Origin of the sequence: Pseudobutyrivibrio ruminis AD2017 (assembly GCF_000424305.1) — a bacterium.
GTDB classification, from domain to species: domain Bacteria; phylum Bacillota; class Clostridia; order Lachnospirales; family Lachnospiraceae; genus Pseudobutyrivibrio; species Pseudobutyrivibrio ruminis_B.
Genome location: NZ_KE384162.1, coordinates 454,964 through 476,878 on the forward strand (window position 1 = coordinate 454,964; position 21,915 = coordinate 476,878).

19 protein-coding genes are annotated in these 21,915 nt (G+C 40.0%); 6 read left to right on the top strand and 13 right to left on the bottom strand.

All coding sequences use genetic code 11. The features are described from left to right. Positions 1-112 precede the first annotated feature (112 nt). Positions 113-2,104, top strand: a complete 1,992-nt coding sequence (locus tag G611_RS0112365; protein WP_028243896.1) for a methyl-accepting chemotaxis protein — start codon at positions 113-115, stop codon at positions 2,102-2,104. 19 nt (positions 2,105-2,123) lie between these two features. Then, a complete protein-coding gene (locus G611_RS0112370) occupies positions 2,124-2,600 on the top strand; it encodes a chemotaxis protein CheW (RefSeq protein WP_028243897.1) in 477 nt (158 codons plus the stop codon). Positions 2,601-2,704: 104 nt separating this feature from the next. Here G611_RS0112370 and G611_RS0112375 read toward each other — a convergent pair whose 3' ends face one another. From G611_RS0112375 to hrcA, 5 genes are read right to left on the bottom strand one after another with little or no spacing between them, the layout of a single operon-like run. After that, entirely contained in the window at positions 2,705-3,646 is a 942-nt protein-coding gene (locus tag G611_RS0112375) for a DUF1848 domain-containing protein (protein ID WP_028243898.1), read from the bottom strand. An 11-nt stretch (positions 3,647-3,657) separates the two neighbouring features. Then, the gene (dnaJ, locus tag G611_RS0112380; RefSeq protein ID WP_028243899.1) at positions 3,658-4,827 is read right to left on the bottom strand and encodes a molecular chaperone DnaJ; all 1,170 of its coding nucleotides are present in this window, start codon (positions 4,825-4,827) and stop codon (positions 3,658-3,660) included. A 3-nt stretch (positions 4,828-4,830) separates the two neighbouring features. Further along, on the bottom strand, positions 4,831-6,729 hold the full coding sequence (gene dnaK / locus G611_RS0112385) for a molecular chaperone DnaK (RefSeq protein WP_028243900.1): 1,899 nt from the start codon (positions 6,727-6,729) through the stop codon (positions 4,831-4,833). Positions 6,730-6,752: 23 nt separating this feature from the next. Continuing rightward, positions 6,753-7,418, bottom strand: coding sequence for a nucleotide exchange factor GrpE (grpE, locus tag G611_RS0112390; protein WP_330362046.1), 666 nt, complete (start codon positions 7,416-7,418; stop codon positions 6,753-6,755). Further along, complete coding sequence (hrcA, locus tag G611_RS0112395; RefSeq protein ID WP_028243902.1) at positions 7,415-8,467, bottom strand: heat-inducible transcriptional repressor HrcA; 1,053 nt, start codon at positions 8,465-8,467, stop codon at positions 7,415-7,417. The genes grpE and hrcA overlap by 4 nt, the downstream gene beginning before the upstream one ends. A gap of 218 nt (positions 8,468-8,685) precedes the next feature. Here hrcA and lepA point away from each other — a divergent pair, with 218 nt between their 5' ends. From lepA to rpsT, 3 genes are all read left to right on the top strand, one after another. Then, a complete protein-coding gene (lepA, locus tag G611_RS0112400) occupies positions 8,686-10,491 on the top strand; it encodes a translation elongation factor 4 (RefSeq protein WP_028243903.1) in 1,806 nt (601 codons plus the stop codon). A 1-nt stretch (position 10,492) separates the two neighbouring features. Continuing rightward, entirely contained in the window at positions 10,493-11,692 is a 1,200-nt protein-coding gene (gene hemW, locus G611_RS0112405; RefSeq protein ID WP_028243904.1) for a radical SAM family heme chaperone HemW, read from the top strand. 132 nt (positions 11,693-11,824) lie between these two features. Next, positions 11,825-12,088: a 30S ribosomal protein S20 gene (rpsT, locus tag G611_RS0112410; protein WP_028243905.1), complete on the top strand. Its 264-nt coding sequence runs from the start codon at positions 11,825-11,827 to the stop codon at positions 12,086-12,088. Positions 12,089-12,153: 65 nt separating this feature from the next. Here the strand turns inward: rpsT and G611_RS0112415 are convergent, their stop codons facing one another. The 7 genes from G611_RS0112415 to G611_RS0112445 form a co-directional block, all read right to left on the bottom strand. Further along, positions 12,154-12,936, bottom strand: coding sequence for a PilZ domain-containing protein (locus G611_RS0112415; RefSeq protein WP_028243906.1), 783 nt, complete (start codon positions 12,934-12,936; stop codon positions 12,154-12,156). Positions 12,937-12,973: 37 nt separating this feature from the next. Further along, entirely contained in the window at positions 12,974-13,954 is a 981-nt protein-coding gene (gene holA, locus G611_RS0112420; RefSeq protein WP_028243907.1) for a DNA polymerase III subunit delta, read from the bottom strand. A 57-nt stretch (positions 13,955-14,011) separates the two neighbouring features. Further along, complete coding sequence (locus tag G611_RS14875) at positions 14,012-14,524, bottom strand: hypothetical protein (protein WP_330362047.1); 513 nt, start codon at positions 14,522-14,524, stop codon at positions 14,012-14,014. An 89-nt stretch (positions 14,525-14,613) separates the two neighbouring features. Further along, positions 14,614-15,501, bottom strand: coding sequence for a radical SAM protein (locus tag G611_RS0112430; protein WP_028243908.1), 888 nt, complete (start codon positions 15,499-15,501; stop codon positions 14,614-14,616). 3 nt (positions 15,502-15,504) lie between these two features. After that, positions 15,505-17,271 carry a threonine--tRNA ligase gene (gene thrS / locus G611_RS0112435; protein ID WP_028243909.1) on the bottom strand — a complete coding sequence of 589 codons (1,767 nt, stop codon included), beginning with the start codon at positions 17,269-17,271 and terminating at the stop codon, positions 15,505-15,507. A gap of 366 nt (positions 17,272-17,637) precedes the next feature. Beyond that, a complete protein-coding gene (locus G611_RS0112440; RefSeq protein WP_028243910.1) occupies positions 17,638-18,657 on the bottom strand; it encodes an SPFH domain-containing protein in 1,020 nt (339 codons plus the stop codon). A 22-nt stretch (positions 18,658-18,679) separates the two neighbouring features. Beyond that, a complete protein-coding gene (locus tag G611_RS0112445; RefSeq protein WP_028243911.1) occupies positions 18,680-19,141 on the bottom strand; it encodes an RpiB/LacA/LacB family sugar-phosphate isomerase in 462 nt (153 codons plus the stop codon). A 167-nt stretch (positions 19,142-19,308) separates the two neighbouring features. Here G611_RS0112445 and G611_RS14880 point away from each other — a divergent pair, with 167 nt between their 5' ends. Continuing rightward, positions 19,309-21,522: a glycoside hydrolase family 9 protein gene (locus tag G611_RS14880; protein ID WP_051195254.1), complete on the top strand. Its 2,214-nt coding sequence runs from the start codon at positions 19,309-19,311 to the stop codon at positions 21,520-21,522. Positions 21,523-21,587: 65 nt separating this feature from the next. Here the strand turns inward: G611_RS14880 and G611_RS0112455 are convergent, their stop codons facing one another. Beyond that, positions 21,588-21,884, bottom strand: a complete 297-nt coding sequence (locus tag G611_RS0112455) for a hypothetical protein (protein WP_028243912.1) — start codon at positions 21,882-21,884, stop codon at positions 21,588-21,590. Positions 21,885-21,915: the final 31 nt, after the last annotated feature.

Consider the following 21,915-nt stretch of genomic DNA (forward strand, 5'->3'; position numbering starts at 1 on the left):
AAAAAAGGTATTTACAGCGTTATATTTGCATGATAATATTGCAACTCGTGTTCTATTTATAACATTTTTAACACAGGTAATTATTAATCATTCATTTTTCACGGAGGAATACATGAAAAGGAAGAATATTCAAAAAACACATGGTGTAAGAACAAAACTTATCTCAATTATGCTCATGGTAGCAATTATACCTTTAGTAGTTGCTGTAACAATCAGCTACGTTAGTTCAACTAACAATGCAAAAGAAACAGCAAAGCAGAATTTAGATTGGCAGGCAAAGTACATCGAGTCTGAAGCAGACAAAATGTTAATCAGAGCCCAGACTTCTCTTGGAAGCTTTGCGACCTCACATGACACAATCGCATTCTTAAAGGGCGAGGTTGAAGATCCAACTATCGTAAAAGAGACTATGGTCGCAATTAATGAATCTTTCCATGATACTAACACAATCGTTATGTCTAACGCAAACGGTGACATGGTTCTTAGAAGTGATGATGGCGAATTAAAGAACATTGCTGAAAGAGATTATTTCCAGGCAGCTATGAAAGGCAAAGCTTATGTATCAAATGTATTCGTTAGTTCAGTAACAAATTCAAGAAACATTTGTGTTGCAGTTCCTATCTTTGATTTAGATGGAACTACTGTAATCGGTGTAGTTCATAAGACACTTAATCCAGATGATATTCATACATTATTAGCAGAAGAAGCTGATGAAGCTTTTGTTGTTGATAAGAACGCTGATATGGTTGCTCATTCAGATTTTGAAATCAAAGCAACAGATGAACCACAGAACTTTTCATCTTCACCTTATATGACATCTGAAGATGAAACTGGTTTCTATATCAGTACTTCAAAGGGTTACCCTGTTTATGTAAGCTATGTAAGAAATGCAACATCTGGCTTCGTTATCTGTGCTGGAAAAGCAGAATCAGAAATCGTTGCTGAGGCAAGACGTGGTGCAATGACAATTATCTTAACTGGCATTGCCATGGTTGTATTAGTATTAATCCTTTCTATATTTGTTGCAAATAGTTTTACAACACCAATTATTGAAGTAAACAAATTATTATCAGCACTTGCTAATGGTGAGTTTAGAAAGACAGATAAATTTACAAAGCGTACAGATGAGTTTGGTCAGATGATCAATAATACAAACTCACTCATCGACAAGCTTTCAGCTATCGTTGGCCACATTAAGGAATCTACAAATACTGTAGGTGAGTCTTCAGACGAGTTATCAGAGATGGCTAACCAGATTGCTGCAACTACAGAATCAGTTGCTGTAGCAGTTCAGCAGATTGCTAGTGGTGCAGTAGAGCAGGCTGAAGAAATCCAGTCAGCTGCAGATAGCACAAACCAGATTACAAATGCCGTAGATAACGTACAGTCATCTACTACAGATATGACAAACCTTGCAGACCGTATGAAGTCAGCATCAGAAGCATCAAGCAACTCTCTTGCTACTCTTCAGGCTACAAGTTCTGAAATGACAACAAAGATTGAAGAAATTTCTACAAAGATTTCTTCAACACAGAACGCAGTTGCAAATATCAACGAGCGTGTAGAAGGTATTTCTGGCATCGCTGCTCAGACAAACCTTCTTTCACTTAATGCTTCAATCGAAGCTGCTAGAGCTGGTGAAGCTGGTAAGGGCTTTGCAGTCGTTGCAGAAGAAATTAGAAAACTTGCTGATGATTCGGAGAATCTTGCATCCGAAATTAGAATTCTTATGGATCAGCTTTTAGCTGAGGCTGAGCAGGCAGTTAATGCTGCAGCCCTTGTTATGAATGGTAATGAAGAACAGCAGAAGGCTCTTGGCGAGACACTCTTCGCTGTAGAGGGAATGCTTCAGGATATCGAGGAGACAGTTGATAGTGTTTCTAAGATTTCAGGCGAAGCTAACACATGTGTAGCTTCAAACAATGTTGTTGCAAATGCTATGTCTTCACTCTCTGCTATTTCAGAGGAAAATGCAGCATCTTCAGAGACAACAGGTGCATCTGTAGAGGAGCTTTCAGCTACAGTTACTAACCTTGCTGAATCAGCAACACACCTTAAGGATATTGCTGAGAAATTAAATGAAGATATGAAGTTCTTCAAGTAAAAAGCGTTGGAGGTTCAAAATGGCAAATTTTATTAATAACTCTAATAGCTCAGATGAAAAGCAGTATATTATTTTCACATTAAACAATGAGTTTTATGGCATTGATATTATCCATATCAACACAATTATTATGATGCCAGAAATCACAGACGTACCACTTTCTGCTGATTACATTAAAGGAATGATTAGCTTACGTGGACATATTATTCCTGTAATTAATTTGCACAAACGTATGAATTACGGCGAAGAAGTAATCACAAAAGATACTCGTATAATTGTTTTCAATATCAATGAAAACGAGCAGGTAGGTATCGTTGTTGATACTGTAAAAGAAGTAATGGTAATTTCTAACGAAGAGATTGAGTTCCCATCACCTTTCATGAAATCAGAAGATTCATTTATTTCAGGTGTTGGTAAAAAGCCTGATATGCTTGTCTCAATCCTTGATATCAACTCAATTGTTGATGATAATACTCTTGCTGAGTGCATAGCATAATAAAAAATAAAGTCTGGAGCAATATTGCTTCAGACTTTTTTGTTTATGGGTGACAATTACCACAAGGTTTGTATGGTGCCGTAGATTTTATATATACCGTTTATTTATATATAATCAAAAATAGTCATCTGACCATCAATCCAAGACTTCTGTATTGTCTCGTGAATTTCATCTCCTTCTTTGAAGCCACCAATCAAAAATGGTGAATTCACATCGTGAAGCTTCTCATTAAATCTTACCTGCTCTAAATCGCTATTGGCATAGCAATATCTGCAGAAATGTCTACAGGTATCATAAGCTCCAATATCTGTGCCAAGATAGCAGGCGCAGTCTGCTCTTGCAGGCTTAACATTCGACTTAGGTACATTTAAATGAGCACCAATGGCATTTTCATACATTGAAACCGTCATACAGCCGTTACAATCAGCCCCGTATCTGGCAAGAAAGTCTCCTTCTGCACATGGCTTTACTACCATATTATTAGCCTCTGCTATTTTAATAAACTCTTTACCAAGAAATAGTTTATCTTCTGCTGAAACAGGTCTTGCTTCTGGAAAGTTTCTTTTAACCTTTTCATAAATATCGATAAAACTAATTACAACATGATCGGTTGAACCTTTAAGAGTTTCAGCCATTTTTGTAAAAGCATCAATATGAAAATCCACTGTATATTTATCATTAACAAAAATTGGATCATAGCGCCATCCAATTCGATTCACTCCTACCTTCTTCGACAGGAACTTAAAGGATTCCATTACTTCTTTTTTATCTGGAACACCTGGCTCAATATCCTTGCCATATGGCGTAATAGTCACATACCAATATTGACCATAGTCTTTTACTAGGTCTAAATACGGAAAAAAAGGTGCTGGATTCTTTGTGCAAAAGCCAATAGCATCCACCACCTGTGGGTTTAATACATATTTATTTACTGAACTTGGGTTATATGGATTACGCACACAGACATACCCTTCTTTCAGACGATTAGCAAACCACTCAGGAAAGAATGCTGGTATATCGGTGCGTTGTCCAGTATTTAATATCATTTATTTACCTTTTATAAATCATCAATAGCGTCTTTTATTTTGTCTGCAAAGCCCTTTTTCTTCTTTTCAGACTTAACAGCCTTAGGACCACCAGAAATAGTATTTCCTGTAAGCTCATCAAACTTACGAAGTGCTTCCTTAGCATCCTTTGATAAGCCTGTTGGAACCTGTACAACAAGTGTAACATACTGGTCACCACGAACATTTCTATTTCTAAGTGAAGGTATACCCTTTCCACGAAGTCTGATTGTTGTATCAGTCTGTGTACCTGGCTTAACCTCGTAGCTTACCTTGCCATCAAGTGTATCAATGATAACTTCGCCACCAAGTGTTGCCTGAGCAAAAGAAATTGGTGCTGAAGAATAAATATCCATATCTCTACGCTGGAAAATAGGATGGCTTGCGACGATAACTTCTACAAGTAAATCTCCTCTAGGGCCACCATTTCGACCTGGTTCACCCTTTTCACGGATACGTACGCTCTGGCCATTATCAATACCAGCTGGAATAGATACAGAAATCTTCTTCTTGCGAGCGACATAACCTGTACCGCTACAATCTGGACATGGAGTATCAATAACCTCACCAGTACCCTGACAATCAGGACATGTAGTAACGTTCTGAACCATACCAAATAATGACTGCTGAGACATCATTACACGTCCCTTACCGCCACACTTAGTACATGTACGCTTGCTAGTACCAGGCTTAGCACCACTACCATGACATGCAGCACACTCTTCTTTAAGTGTAATCTCAAGCTGTTTTTCACAGCCAAAAGCTGCTTCTTCAAAAGTAATATGTACAGCTGCGCGAAGATTTGCACCACGCATAGGACCGTTAGAAGCACGTCCACCGCCGCCACCAAAGAAGCTACCAAAGATATCACCAAAGATATCACCGAAATCCATGCCAGAGAAATCAAATCCACCGGCACCGCCACCTCCGTTTTCGAAGGCGGCATGGCCGAATTGATCATATTGACGTCTCTTATCAGGATCTGAAAGAACAGCGTAAGCTTCTGAGGCTTCTTTGAATTTCTTCTCAGCTTCAGCATCTCCTGGATTCATATCTGGATGATACTTCTTAGCAAGCTTTCTATATGCACTTTTAAGCTCACTCTCTGAGGCTGTCTTGGAAACTCCAAGGACCTCATAGTAATCACGTTTTTGTTCTGCCATCTATTACACTTCCTTGAAATCAGCGTCTACAACATCGTCGTTTGCTGGACCCTGAGCACCTGCACCATTACCTGCTCCTGTGAACTGGCTCATGTCTGGGCCTGCACCCTGAGCACCTGCTGCTCCAGCACCTGCCTGTGACTGCTCGTACATCTTAGCAAATACCTTCTGAGCTGACTCTGTAAGCTTCTCCTGAGCTGCCTTAAGTTCACCGATCTGTGAATCGCTCATTTCCTCTGGAGTCTGGTACTGATCAAGTAACTTCTGAGCTGCTTCGATGTCAGCCTCAACAGCTGCCTTATCAGCTGCATCAATCTTATCACCTACTTCATCAAGAGCCTTCTTTGTCTGGAATACAAAGCTCTCAACATCGTTTCTAGTATCAACAGCTTCCTTACGCTTCTTATCCTGAGCCTCATACTCCTGAGCCTCTTTAACTGCCTTATCGATATCTTCATCAGACATGTTAGAACCAGCTGTGATTGTGATGTGCTGCTCCTTACCAGTGCCTAAATCCTTAGCAGATACGTTAACGATACCGTTAGCATCAATATCAAATGTAACCTCGATCTGTGGTACACCCCTCATTGCTGGTGGGATACCATCAAGTCTGAACTGTCCAAGTGACTTGTTATCCTTAGCGAACTGACGCTCACCCTGTACTACGTTGATATCAACGGCTGTCTGGTTATCAGCTGCTGTAGAGAAGATCTGGCTCTTCTTTGTAGGGATAGTTGTGTTTCTCTCGATAAGTCTTGTAGCAATACCACCCATTGTCTCGATTGAAAGTGAAAGTGGTGTTACATCAAGAAGAAGGATATCGCCTGCACCAGCATCGCCAGCGAGCTTACCACCCTGGATAGAAGCACCGATAGCTACGCACTCATCTGGGTTAAGTGTCTTGCTTGGCTCGTGACCTGTAAGAGCCTTTACCTTATCCTGAACTGCTGGGATTCTTGTAGAACCACCAACAAGAAGTACCTTTGAAAGATCTGAAGCGTTAAGACCAGCATCCTTAAGAGCCTGGTTAACAGGGCCTGCTGTAGCTTCAACAAGGTCATGTGTTAACTCATCAAACTTAGCACGTGTAAGGTTCATATCAAAGTGCTTTGGACCTTCTGCTGTAGCTGTGATGAATGGAAGGTTAATGTTTGTAGTTGTAGCGCTTGATAACTCCTTCTTAGCCTTCTCAGCTGCTTCCTTAAGTCTCTGAAGAGCCATCTTATCTGTTGAAAGATCTACACCCTCAGCTGCCTTAAACTCAGCAAGCATCCAGTCTGTAATCTTCTGATCGAAATCATCACCACCAAGTCTGTTGTTACCAGCTGTAGCAAGAACCTCGATAACGCCATCACCGATTTCAATGATAGATACATCAAATGTACCACCACCTAAATCGTATACCATAATCTTCTGCTCCTGCTCGTTATCAAGACCGTAAGCAAGTGCTGCTGCTGTAGGCTCGTTGATGATACGCTTTACATCAAGACCTGCAATCTTACCAGCATCCTTTGTAGCCTGACGCTGAGCATCGTTAAAGTAAGCAGGTACTGTGATAACTGCCTCTGTAACTTTCTCACCAAGGTAGTTCTCAGCATCGCTCTTAAGCTTCTGAAGAATCATAGCAGAAATCTGCTGTGGGCTGTATTTCTTGTCGTCAATGATACGACCGTTGTCTGTACCCATATCTCTCTTGATAGAAGAGATTGTCTTCTCTGCATTTGTAACAGCCTGACGCTTTGCTGGCTCACCAACAAGTCTCTCACCTGTCTTTGTAAATGCAACGATAGATGGTGTTGTTCTAGCACCTTCTGTATTTGCGATAACTGTTGGCTTTCCACCTTCCATAACAGCTACGCAGCTATTAGTTGTTCCTAAATCGATACCAATAATCTTTCCCATTTTTATTTCCTCCTATATATTACTTAGTTAGCAACCTTAACCATTGAATGACGAACAACAGAATCGTTCATCATGTAACCCTTTTGGAATTCCTCTACGACGATGTTCTCGCCTACCTCTTCATCCTCTACATGCATTACTGCGTTGTGGAAGTCTGGATTGAATTCCTGTCCTACTGCCTCGATTGGCTTAACACCAATTTCTTCGAGTGTAGTAAGTAACTGCTTATATATCATGAGCATTCCATCAGCAAATGGATCTGCTCCTTCCTCAACTGTAGCAAGACCTCTTTCGAAGTTATCTACTACAGGAAGAATCTTTTCTACGATGGCCTTCTGACCATTTCCAAACATCTGAGCCTTTTCCTGGTCAGTACGTCGTCTGAAGTTTTCAAACTCTGCCATCTGACGAGTAACTCTATCTGTAAGCTGTTCGATTTGCTCATCACGCTTATCTTTTTTCTTTTCTTTCTTTTTGAAAGGCTTTTTACCTTCCTTCTCTTCCTTAGAAGACTCTTCTGAAGATTCATTAGCTGTTTCAGCTGAAGCTTCTTCTGAAGGCTTAGCATTTTCTTCTGCCATAGCCTCAGCATTTTCAACTGCTTCTTTTACTGCTTCCTCAGTAGAGAACTCTTCCATCTTTTCTTTATTCTCTGCCACGAATTTCATCTCCTTAATTTCTATTATCATTTATTTCTGTCAGCTTCCTGTTTTAGTAATTTATCCAGCTGACCTTTAAGACTTTTTATATTATCAACAACATTTTCGTAATCCATTCGCTTAGGACCAACGATACCGATGGTACCTTTGACTCCATCACCAAGCTCGTATGTTGCTGTAACTATTGAGCAATCCTTCATGGTAGATATTGGAGATTCATCACCTATATAAACCTGAATGCCTGTATTGTCACCCTCACTTGTGCTGTCACTTAAAAGCTCCATAAGTGATTGTTTTTCTTCAAATGTATCAAGAAGCTCTGAGGCTTTCTTTGAATCTGCAAGCTCTGGGTATTTGAAAATGTTGGTAGCGCCTGATGTATATACCTGCAAATCATCACCCTCAGTGATTGTCTCTGCTACGGTGTCAAGAACCTGAGCAATGATTTCATCATGTATACCTGCCTGCTCCTTAAGCTTAGTAATAAGTGCCAGGTTAATCTGATCAACTGTAAGACCGTTAAGATTAGTATTAAGAAGCATGTTAAGCTTTAGCATTGTTTCGTTATCAAGTGGCTTTTCAACGTTAATGATTTTGTTCTTAACGATGTTGCCATCCATAACAACTACTGATAATACCTGATGCTCATCAACGGCTGAAAGCTGTACAAACTTTAATTTGTTTGAAACAACTGATGGTGCTGAAACAAGTGTTGCATACTGAGTGTTGTTAGCAAGTGTCTTTGCTACATTCTTAAGAAGGCTTTCCATCTTTTCTGTCTTCTCAATCATCCACTCCTGCATGTCGGCAACTTCTTTATCCTTCTCAGCTATCAGATTGTTAACATAGAATCTGTAGCCCTTATCAGAAGGAATACGGCCTGCTGATGTATGTGGCTGAACGATATATCCTAAATCCTCAAGATCTGACATCTCATTTCGAATGGTAGCTGAACTAAGATTCAAATCTGTGTACTTTGAAATTGTTCTTGAACCCACTGGCTCGCCAGTTTCAAGGTAATTCTTGATAATCGCATTTAAGATTTTTATTTTTCTTTCATCTAATTCGATATCAGCCATGCATTCACCTCTTCCCCGTTTTCTTTGTTAGCACTCATCTCATTGGAGTGCTAATCATTTTCTGATGTTAATTTACACCTAGGCACCTCTTTTGTCAACACGCTTTATATTTTTTTTATACTTTTTATCCTTCTTTTATTAATAAGTAATCATGGTTAACAATTGTTATTTTTCAAGGTCTTTGATAATATATGATAAGAAATTCTTAGAGGTGAAAAATGGATCAAAGTAAAATTAGAAATTTTTGCATAGTTGCACATATCGACCATGGCAAATCTACACTTGCCGATAGAATCATCCAGATGACTGGCACTCTCACTGACCGTGAGATGCAGGCCCAGGTTCTTGATAACATGGACCTTGAGCGTGAACGTGGTATCACTATCAAGTCTCAGGCCGTTCGTATCATCTATAAGGCTGATGATGGGAACGAATACATTTTCAATCTTATCGACACTCCTGGTCATGTTGACTTTAATTATGAAGTTTCTCGTTCACTTGCTGCCTGCGATGGAGCTATCCTTGTAGTAGATGCCGCTCAGGGTATTGAGGCTCAGACACTTGCTAATGTATATCTTGCACTGGATCATGACCTTGATGTTATTCCAGTTATTAATAAGATAGATTTACCATCAGCAGACCCTGACCGTGTTGTAGAAGAAATCGAAGATGTCATTGGACTTGAAGCACATGATGCCCCACGCATCTCTGCTAAGACAGGTCTTAATATTCATGACGTTTTAGAAGCAATCGTACATCAGCTTCCAGCTCCTAAGGGAGACCCTAAGGCTCCACTTCAGGCACTTATATTCGATTCCCTTTATGATTCATATAAGGGTGTTATCGTATTTTGCCGAGTTAAGGAAGGTACTCTTAAGGTTGGCGACAGCGTTAAGATGATGGCTACTGGCGCCCAGTTCGACGTAGTTGAGGTTGGATATTTTGGTGCAGGCCAGTTCATTCCTTGCAATGAGCTTCCAGCTGGTATGGTAGGCTACATGACAGCTTCCATCAAAAACGTTAGGGACACTCGCGTAGGTGATACTATAACACATGCCAACAAGCCAGCCGCTGAACCACTTCCTGGCTATAAAAAGGTTAATCCTATGGTTTACTGCGGACTTTATCCTGCAGATGGAGCTAAATATCCAGACCTTAGAGATGCCCTTGAAAAGCTTCAGCTTAACGATGCTGCTCTTCACTTCGAGCCAGAAACATCTATAGCACTTGGTTTTGGTTTCAGATGTGGTTTCCTTGGATTATTACATTTGGAAATTATCCAGGAGCGTCTAGAGCGCGAATACAATCTTGACTTAGTTACAACTGCTCCATCAGTTGTTTACAGAGTATACAAAACAGATGGCACAATGATTGAGCTTACAAACCCAAGCAATCTTCCTGCCCCATCAGAGATTGACTACATGGAAGAACCAATCGTTGAAGCTGAAATCATGGTTACAAGTGATTACATCGGCGCTATTATGGACCTTTGCCAGGAGCGTCGTGGTCAGTACATCAGCATGGAATATATTGAAGAAACCCGTGCAGTTCTTAAGTACACTCTTCCACTTAACGAAATCATCTACGATTTCTTTGATGCACTTAAGAGCCGTTCCCGCGGATACGCAAGCTTTGATTACGAAATGAAGGGCTATATGAAGTCAGACCTTGTTAAGCTTGATATCCTTATTAATAAAGAAGAGGTTGATGCTCTTTCCTTTATTGTCTTCTCTGGCACAGCTTATGATAGAGGCCGCAAGATGTGTGAAAAGCTTAAGGATGAGATTCCACGTCACCTGTTTGAGATTCCTATCCAGGCCGCAATCGGTTCAAAGGTAATTGCCCGTGAAACTGTTAAGGCCATGAGAAAGGATGTCCTTGCTAAATGTTACGGTGGTGATATTTCCCGTAAGAAGAAGCTTCTTGAAAAACAGAAGGAAGGTAAAAAGAGAATGCGTCAGGTTGGTAATGTAGAAATTCCACAGGCAGCCTTCATGAGCGTTCTTAAACTAGACGAGGATTAAAATGACTCCTATTGAACTATATATTCATATACCATTTTGCGTAAAAAAATGTTTATATTGCGATTTCCTTTCAGGGGTTTTCGACGAAAAAATGCAGCGGCGTTACGTCGCTGCTTTGTGCGCTGAAATTAAATATGTAGCAAATGCCCATCCAGGCTGTCTAGTAAAAACTATCTACGTTGGTGGGGGAACTCCTTCCTGGCTTTCAGAGGATTTGATGGATGGGATTATTACAACTGTAAAACAATACTTTAAAATAGACCCACTTGCCGAGATTTCAGTGGAATGTAATCCCGGTACTCTCTCATCTGAAAAGCTTAATGTATACAGAAGCATCGGAATCAATCGTCTTTCTATAGGTTTACAGTCAGCTAATGATGATGAATTAAAGGAGCTTGGTCGAATACATGACTATAATCGATTCCTACATACCTTCGATTTAGTTAGAAAAGCAGGCTTTGACAATGTAAATGTAGACATTATGACAGGACTTCCTCATCAAACAATAGAAAAGCTGGACCGCACGCTTAACGCGGTAACAATGCTTCGTCCTGAACATATTTCAGCTTACTCTCTCATCATTGAAAAGGGCACACCTTTCTATGAGAAATATAAATTCGATGCAGTCAAGCAACAGGCTGGCATGGAAACTGAAGACCTTCCTACTGATGAGGAATCATACCGCTTATATAAGCACACAATGGACTTTTTAGAGTCTAAAGGTTATAAGCGTTATGAAATATCTAACTACGCCAGAAACGGCAAAATATGCCGCCATAACGTAGGCTATTGGGACAGAGTTCCATACTTGGGCGTTGGGCTTGGCGCAGCATCTTTATTTGATAATATTCGAACCAGCAACGTTCGTGATATTTATAAATATGTGGAAACATCAGAGGCAATCGAAAATGGTCAGTCCTTGAATTTTGAACTATCTTCTCCTTACTATGAATCTGAGGAGGTTATTTCTAAAAAGGATGCCATGGCCGAATTCATGTTTTTAGGCCTTAGAAAAATAGATGGAATTGCTAGAGCTGATTTCTATCAAATGTTTGGCATAGATATTGAAGCTATCTATGGCCCAGTTATTACAGCACTTAGAAACCAAGGCTTTATGGATGCTAAAGAGGGCCGATTATTTCTTACTGATATAGGAATAGATGTGAGTAATCAAGTATTATCCAAATTTTTATTGGATTAATCCTTATTTTCTCTTGACAAAACCACATCTATTATCTATTATATTTGAGTATGCGTTGAACTGTCCGTGTCCGGCTACAACGTATTTTAATTTGAAACATTATTTTTATACAAATTGGAGGTGTAGCAACACATGGCAAATATCAAATCTGCTAAGAAGCGTGTTCAGGTAGCAGCTATCAGAACAGAGCGCAATAAGGCAATCAGATCAGAAGTTAAGACATACGTTAAGCGTGTTGAGGCTGCTGTTGAGTCTGGCGATAAGGCTGTAGCTGAGTCAGAGCTTAAGGCTGCTATCAAGGTTATCGAGATGGCTGGTTCAAAGGGTGTTTATCATGATAACACTGTTAGCCGTAAGGTTTCTCGTCTTACAAAGCTCGTTAACAAGCTTGCTTAATTAATTATACGAAACAAAAAGCATCGGTCCCGTCAGCCGATGCTTTTTTTGTTGCTTATTATTTTTTAAAATTGTTCTATTATCTTCTTTTGCCAATTATCTCCAGTAACATTTTTCTTTAATTCTTTTCCAAGTCTCTGGCCTCTGATTAATTCTATCTGTTTATTGGCAATATATCTTTGAAGTTCAGCAGCATGATCAGCCGAAAGAATACAGCCACTTACCACTGTCCCATCTTCTTTTTCTTTTTGGTTATTAATACGTCCTGTTAGCTTGGCTACTAAATAATCCTCACCATCTGCTTTTTTATCAGTAAGCATGAGTACAAACGCCTTATTTGCATCAAGTCTTGTGGTGTTAACTTCTTCTATCGCAACACCGCAATATGATAGATCTTTAACTAGTACTTGATAGGCATTTTCACCTTGTACAATGCTCATGACCCTATCGATAGCTATACGGATACCTCTTCTTCGATTATATTTCTCGCCTATAGGATTATGAACGGTAACAACATGGATAGATTTTCCAGATTTAAGTAAGTACTTAAATATCTTCACGTCTTCCCAGTGAAAAACACCCTGAGGTAATATCGCAATCAAATCAATTTTGGAAACTATTCCCTTGAAGCTAACTTCCTGTAGCTTCTCCTGCCACATCTTAAGTATGTTTTCAAGCGGAAGGAAATTCGTGAATTTATCCTCTAATTCAGCATACTCCTCTTCAGAAAGAATAGCATACTCAGTAGGAAGTTCCATTTTCTTATTGTCTAAATATCCAACAACCGATAAAGTAGCTTCCCTGGTAATATCTGAAATATTAATTTTTATTGTTTGTTTTTCTTTCATAATTTAGTTTTAAATAGACTTAATACAAACTATCCGGTTATTTTCCTGCGTACTTCATAATTATTAGTTCCACGGCAAGCTTTTCGTCCAACTTACCAGTTTTAAACTGCTCTTCAAAATCTGCAGCATCATTTAAAAGATTTGTAATTTCTTTATCTGAAAAATTATTAGCCAGCTGCATGGTACGTCTTACCGCAAAATCTGGAACACCAACTCTTTTAGCAATTGTAGAAGCATTATTACCAAAGCCTGATAATTCCTTTATAACCTTCATCTGCCTAAACTGGCGGACAATCATTGTAAGAATCCTCATTGGTGGTTCTTTTGCTGATAACATGTCCTGATATAAATCCATGGTACGCATCATATCCTTTGCAGATATTGCGTTAAGCATATCAAAAATCTTAGTCTCAACCTTTGCCACACAGATTTCATTAACATCCTCTATGGTAATTTGATTTCTATCGCCAACATAAGTGATTAGCTTTTCTAACTCTCGCGACATATTATCCATAGAGTCATGTGTCATATTAAGGAATTGAGTCCAAGCATCCTTTTTCATCTGTTTTCCGGCATTGTTAAGTTGTGCTCCAACCCATTTTGCAAGAACAGCCTCATTAGGCATATTTATTTCTATATCTCTGCCAACAGCCTTAGCTGCCTTATATAGCTTTCCTCTTTTATCAGCAGATGGTTCTACAAAAATAAAAACAGTAAATTCAGGTATGGCTGACAGGTAATTACCTAAGTCCTCAGGCATCTTTTTGCCAAAGCCACTATTTTCAATAAGAATAACTCTGTGTTCTGCGAAAAATGGCATCGTCTCAGCTTGATCAATTATCTGCGCTGTATTAATACCATTATCCTCATATTTGGAGAAATTCATATTATCCCCTTCATTAACGAGGGCGGCTATAAGCTTATTTTTATATTGAAGCTTAAGATAATCTTCTTCACCATATATTAAATATAAATTTTGAAATTGTCCTTTAGCTATATCTTCATCTATACGTCTCATAGATAAAAGTATAGCTTATATTTAAACGTACTACTAGAGAATTTTTTAAAGAAATAGTTAGAATTTAGCATCAAAATTCATACCAGCGAGCAGACCTGCATCGGCCTCTTTTCTGTTCTTCTGATATGGATTATTTTCATTTGGATAAGCGATTTTGGTAGACGTAGTTCCACCAGAAACATAGGTTTTACCGCATTCAGGGCATACCGCAGTGTGGATAGCAACCGAAGCCTGTAGCACCTTTCCACCTGCCTCTTTAGCCTTATCATAAGCATTACTTACATGCTCCTGCTCGTGGCCTCTTACTCTTGCTCCAGCTGCTTCTGGCGCAATGTGAGCAGCAGATTTAAATGAAACCTGCTCATCAGAGCCGTCCTGATATGTACGGCTTGCACATGTAGCGCACTCAACCAAACCAGCAGATATAGCTTGCCTACGATTGGTATATTTAGCTGCCTGGGCCTCAGTTCCACCATTAGCTATAATCTCACGTCCTAATGAACTAAGAGGCTTAAGATCATAGCCTCCGCCAATACCTATATTCAGATTACCAATCCCCATCCCTTGCATAAGCACCTCCAAGAACCTGTGCCTATAGATATAATTATATTAACACCTAATTACGAAATAACTATGAACAAGGCTTTCTATATCATTAATTATAATTCGTTATCAAATTCTGGTATAAAGCTTTCCTTTGCCACAGTTCTGTCCTGTATAAAGGCATTTTCCACCCCTATAGACAGTGCATAATCTATCAGGCTATCATATTCACGCTTTGTAACTCTGCGGTTTAATTCAGGGTAATTTGAAGCGATTTGAGGCATAGGTGTATATTGGCTCATCATGCTGATGTAGATGTTATCTCCGTATGTTTCATATAGGTATTTAACGATGGCTTTAGCATCCTTTACGTGTCCTGGTAGCAATAACTGACGTACAATTACTCCAGATTGAATAAAGCCATTATCATCAAATACTGGAGTGCCGCACTGCCTTACCATTTCTGCTATGGCTTCTTTTGCAACCTCAGGATAATCTGCGGCATGAGAATATTTTGCTGCAAGGTTAGAATCCATGTACTTAAAATCAGGCAGATACGTATTTACGATACCATCTAGCTGTTTTAGACTATCTGCCTTCTCATAACCACTTGTATTATAAATGATTGGTATTTCAAGCCCATTTGCTTTTGCGATTTTGATAGACTCTACAATCTGTGGGATATAATGAGTTCCAGTAACAAGATTGATGTTATTAGCTCCCTGATTTTGTAAATCTAGATATATTTCAGCAAGCTCATCAATAGTAACTTCCTTTCCAACCTGGCCATGACTGATTTTTTCATTCTGACAAAAAACGCAGTGAAGGCTGCATCCTGAAAAGAATACAGCCCCACTACCTTTTGTACCAGAAATGCATGGCTCTTCCCAAAAGTGTAAAGCCGCTCTAGCTATCTTCACTTTATTAGAAACCTGACATACGCCAAGAGTGATGGTTCTGTCTACACCACAGTTTCTTGGACAAAGCATACATTTCGAATTCATTTATTATTTACGACCCTTTGTCTTAATCTCGTTTACGATAAGCTCTACAAACTCGTCAAACTTAACTGTTGTAGTGCCCTGCTCGCCGTGAAGTCTGTATGAAACAGTGCCCTCAGCCTCTTCATTCTTACCAAGAACTGCAAGGTAAGGAACCTTCTGAATCTGAGCTTCACGCATCTTGTAGCCAAGCTTCTCTGAACGTGTATCAAACTCAACACGAACATCTGCATCAGCAAGTGCATCAACAAGCTTCTGTGCATAAGCGTTAAGACCTTCATCATCATTCTTAACTGGAAGAACCTTAACCTGTGTAGGTGCAAGCCAAAGTGGAAGGTTACCCTTTGTCTCCTCAAGAATGTAAGCCATGAATCTATCAAGAGATCCAAGGATAGCTCTGTGGATTACTACAGGTGTCTGCTTGTTAGAATCAGCATCTGTGTATGTAAGGTCAAACTTAGCAGGCAAGCAGAAATCAAGCTGGCAAGTAGAAAGTGTGATTTCGTTACCAATAGCTGGCTTAACGTTAACATCAAGCTTTGGTCCGTAGAATGCAGCCTCACCGATCTCCTCTGTGAACTCGATGCCGATTTCTGTAAGAGTCTCACGAAGAGCCTGCTCTGCTGTGTTCCACATCTCATCATCCTGATGATACTTCTTTGTATCAGCTGGGTCACGAAGTGAAAGAACGCATCTGTAATCTGTAATACCAAAATCCTCGTATGTGCTGAAGATAAGGTCGCATACGTTCTTAACCTCAGACTTAATCTGCTCCTGTGTACAGAAGATATGTGAATCGTTCTGGCAGAAGTGACGTCCTCTTTCGATACCCTTAAGAGTTCCTGATGACTCGAAACGGAAATCGTGTGCGATTTCAGCGATACGAATAGGAAGCTCCTTATATGAATGTGGTCTATTAGCATAAATTCTCATGTGGTGTGGGCAGTTCATAGGACGAAGAACGAAGTTCTCTCCTTCAACCTCCATAGCTGGGAACATGTTCTCCTTGTAGTGATCCCAGTGACCAGATGTCTGGTAAAGCTGAACTGTACCAACGCATGGTGTCATAACGTGAAGGTAACCAAGCTTACGCTCCTTGTTACGGATGTAGTTTTCAAGCTCTGTCCAGATTGTGTAACCGTTTGGAAGGTACATTGGAAGTCCCTTACCAATTAAATCGTCAGACATGAAAAGCTGCATATCCTTACCGATTTTACGGTGATCACGCTCCTTAGCCTCCTCTAAAAGTGCAAGATGCTCATCAAGCTGCTCCTGTGTTGGGAAGCAAACACCGTATACACGGTTAAGTACCTGATTGTTAGCATCACCCTTCCAGTAAGCACCAGAGTGCTTAACAAGCTTGAAGTAACGGCACATCTTAACGTTGTCTACGTGTGGTCCACGGCAAAGGTCTGTGAAATCGCCCTGGTCATAGCAAGAAATTGTCTGAGTATCCTCATCCATGTTATTGATAAGGTCTACCTTATATGGATCATCCTTAAACATCTCTAAGGCTTCAGCCTTTGAAATCTCACGACGATAAATCTTGCAGCCAGACTTTGCTACCTTCTTCATTTCCTTTTCGATTTTAGCAATGTCTTCATCTGTAAGCATAACATCGCCAAGATCCATATCGTAGTAGAAGCCTTCCTCTACAACTGGACCAACCCAAAACTTAGCGTTTGGATAAAGATGCTTTACAGCCTGTGCCATCATGTGTGCACATGAGTGATTGAGAGTGTTTAATGACTCATCTTCTTTGAAATTAACCATGATTTTCTCCTTTTTCTAATGAATGAAAATGTAAATAACTACTGGTACTAAGGGTGTAAAACAAAAAAGCACCCATAGAACTGGCATTTAACCAATCCTAAGGGTGCGAATAAACATTTCACACGGTTCCACCTTAGTGTTTCACTCATTTTGTCTTTAACGGAACTACCCGGAGACGCTTCGGAATTAATCCTTCTACGTTCAGCTCGAGAATGGTGTTCATATAAGCCTCCACTAGACGCTTCCAGCCTAGGCGTCCTCTCTCTTAGCTTTAGCAAATACTACTGTTTCTGTCATCGCTTTTCGTGGTCTATACTACCACAAATCATAGGATTAAACAAGCACCTGGTAGCTTAATATCACTAATTAAATCTGTTCAAAATTTACGTGGTCTTCAGCAAAATGCTTTGTTGTGGCACCTTTGTCGGCATCACTGCAGCATGGATCTTCTGCCTTTGGTGTAACCTTCTTATCTGCTGATTTATAAACTGGTGTGTTGTTTCCAAATCCAAGCATCTCTGTCTTAAATGTTAAATCTGAAGCTGCCTGTGCAAGGTCTGTAGGAACTACAATCTTTGTAGCACGTCCATCTCCCATCTTCTCAAGTGCTTCAAGCTTCTTTATAAGAAGAACTCTCTCATCAATATTTGCAGCCTTAAGCATTTCAATACCACGAGCCTCTGCCTCATAAACAAGGCGAATAGATTCAGCCTGACCAGTTGCTCTAGCGATTGCTGCATCTCTTTCAGCCTCTGCCTTAAGAACTAATGCCTGCTTATCACCTTCTGCTCTTGTGATAGATGCCTGCTTATGACCTTCTGCCTCAAGAAGAGTCTCACGACGGTCACGCTCTGCCTTCATCTGCTTTTCCATTGAACGCTGAATTTCTTCAGGTGGGATGATATTCTTAAGCTCAACACGGCCTACCTTAATACCCCATGGGTCAGTAGCCTCATCAAGTATTCCCTGCATTCTGGCGTTGATATTATCACGTGATGTAAGTGTCTGGTCTAATTCAAGCTCACCTACAAGGTTACGTAAGGTTGTAGCTGTAAGATTTTCAAGAGCAAGGATTGGGCGCTCAGCACCATAAGCGTAAAGCTTTGGATCCTGAACCTTGAAATAAACTACAGTATCGATTTTCATGATAACGTTATCCTTTGTGATAACATCCTGTGGTGGAAAATCTGCAACCTGTTCCTTTAATGAAACCTTCTTTGAAACCTGGTCAACAAATGGAATGATTACATGGAAACCTGGTCCAAGTGTATCATGATACTTTCCTAATCTTTCGATTACGAATACATATCCCTGTGGAACGATTCTGATTCCCATTCCAATCGCAACAATAATTAAAACTACAAGCGCAATAATAAATCCTGTCATAACATTAACCTCCATTGTAAATTTATTTTACTGGTACACAGTGCTTGTCATTAATATCGCAAACCTTCTGAACTCTGCGTCTATACTTCTCCTCCATAAGAGGCTCAGTTGTAAGCCATGTCTTAACAACCTCCATAGACATAAGTCCACCAATAATCTTTGCACCTAAGCAAAGGATGTTTGAATCTGTATGCTGTCTGGCAAGTGTAGCGCAAAGTGGATCCTGACAAACAGCTGCATAGCAACCATTAATCTTGTTTGCAATAAGCGCACTACCATAGCCAACACCATCGCAGAATATTCCTCTATCACATTCTCCCTTAGCTACTGCAAGGGCTGCTGGATAAACATAGTCAGATAAGTCACAACTGTTTTCATCATATGTTCCAAAATCCTCTACCTCATAGCCCTCGCTTAAAAGATAAGCCTTAATTTCTTCCTTCATTTGAGTTCCCGCATGATCATTTGCCATAGCAATTTTCATATGAACACCTCCATAAAAAACTTTATGTTCTAATTTTAAATGACTTGTATATATTTTACAACATTCTTAATATGTGAATCTTCTTCTAAATCATCTAATATGATATGATTAGTTTAAGAAAACGTTTAAGTTATTGAAAACTCAATATACTAAGGGGGATTTTACAAATGAAAAAACGTATTTTGGCATTGTTCTTAACTTTGTCAATGGTTACGGCTGTGGGCTGTAAGGGGACAGCTCCAGAAGATGCAACCAGTGAACCTAAAGAAGAAGCTACTGTTGAAGTGGAGCCAGAAGAAACTCCACTTACAGGCGAAAATCTACTACAAAACGGGGATTTCACAAGTGGACTATCAGGATGGGATACCTACTGCTATGACGGTGAATGTGGTCTTCTGGTAAATAAAGATGGCGCTTTGGATTGCTGTATCAAAAGCGTAGGTTCTGTAGACTATGGCGTACAGCTTTTTCATGATAGCTTTTCTTTAGATGAAGGCTGCGTATATAAGCTAACCTTTGATGCTTATAGTGACACGGCCCGCCCTATTCAGATGAGATTTCAGATTAATGGTGGCGACTATCACGCTTACTATGAAGAAGTTGTTGATTTAGGCACTGAAAATAAATCCTATGAATATACCTTCACAATGAATGAAGCCTCTGACCCTGCCCCACGCTTTTGCTTAAACATGGGCGTCATGGGCGATATGGGAGCAGATTTTGCAGAGCATCATATCATTATGGATAATTTCGTTTTGACGCTAGAGGATAATTCAAACAAGGTTGAAAGCAATTCGCAGGTTTCAATTCCTGATATTGCGGTAAACCAAATTGGATATTTACCAAATGCACTTAAGACTGCCACAATTAAAGGCTCAGGCTTAGAACAAACTGCAAAGCTTATTAATGAAAAAACTGGTAAAGCCGTTTATGAAGAGGCTATCGGTAAGGGCGAAAAGAATGCTGATACTGGAGACAGGGAAGCAGTATTTGACTTCTCTTCCATCAAGGATGAAGGCACTTATCATGTAGAAGCGGGGGATGCCATTTCACCTTCCTTTGTCATCTCAAAAAGTGTCTATGATGATGCACTGGCAGCCGCAATTAAGATGCTTCATTATCAGCGCTGTGGATGTGAATTAACAAAAAATGAGGCTGGGGATTTCGCTCATCCTGCTTGCCATGACTCAAAGGCTGTTTTGTATGAAGACAATTCTAAAAAGCTGGATGTAACAGGTGGCTGGCATGATGCTGGTGATTATGGCAGATATTCTGTAGCTGGTGCAGTTACCGCCGCAGATTTGTTACTTGCCTATGAAAATTATAGGGATGTTTTTGATAAGAAAAATTTGCCCGATGTTCTTGAGGAAGCAAAATATGAATTGGATTGGCTTTTGAAAATGCAAAGGTCCGATGGTGGCGTTTACCACAAGGTAACCTGCCGAAATTTCCCTGGCGAGGTAATGCCTCAGGATGAAACCGATGAACTAGTGGTTATGCCTGTTTCTACTACTGCAACTGGTGATTTTGCCGCGGTAATGGCTATTGCATCCCGCGTTTATGAGAAAACAGATAAGGCTTATTCAAAGAAATGCTTTGATGCTGCAGTTAAGGCTGCATCATATTTGGATACAACCCCTCATGATTCAACTGGTTATCGCAATCCTTCAGACGTAACAACAGGAGAATATGAAGATACCTGTGACGTGGACGAACGCTTCTGGGCTTATGCTGAATTATATAAAACCACAGGGGACAAAGCCTACGAAGAGAAAATGGTTTCAGAGCTTCCTAACAATGGTTATACTTTAGGCTGGCAAGGGGTTGCTGGATACGGCGCTTACGCATATTTCACCAGCAAAAGTGCTACCCTTTTACCTGATGTAAAAAAGGATGCTGAAGCTGCTGCTAAAGAAATAAGAGGCTTTGCCCATTCAAATGCCTACGGCTCTTCTATCATCACAAACTATCCTTGGGGAAGTAACCTAACAATCGCTAACAACGGCGAATATCTTTTAATGATGAAGGAGGCACTTGGGGAATATGATAAAGAAACTGTAGATAAGCAGTTAAACTACTTATTCGGAAACAATGCTACTGGCTACTGTTTCATGACAGGCTTTGGAACATTATATACAGACCACCCACATCATCGTCCATCACAGGTTGTGGGAAAAACCGTTCCTGGTATGATTGCAGGGGGGCCTAACAATGGACTTAATGATCCATATGCAGCTAATGTACTAAGAGGTGTGCCTGCAGCCAAATGCTATGTGGACAATGCTCAAAGCTATTCAACAAATGAAATTGCTATATATTGGAATTCTCCTGTTATATATCTGCTTGCCGGAGAAATCTCAGAAAGTAAAGGAGGTCGCTAACGCGACCTCCTGATAAGCCATCATCACCCTTTAATAATCTTTCATATACATATCCGGGAACAATTTTAAAACTCGTCCTCAATCTCTGTAATGGCACACTTACCACACATCTGACCTACAAATTCCTCCATATAGAAGAACTCTCCATCAAAATATGAATCAAATTCCTTTATCGCGCCAGCTAAAGTGAATGCCTTGCCGCAATCCTTACATTTTCTCATGAGAGACATGGCAACCTCATCATCCTCTACCTCGTAATCCTCATGCTCCATATCGCCCTCTTCATAGCCCTGTAGCTGATGGCTTGATAAGTACTCATCTGATGGCTTAAGCTCACCATCTATCTCTGAAAAAAATCCCATTAAATCCACCTCTTAAAATCTTCGTGGATTT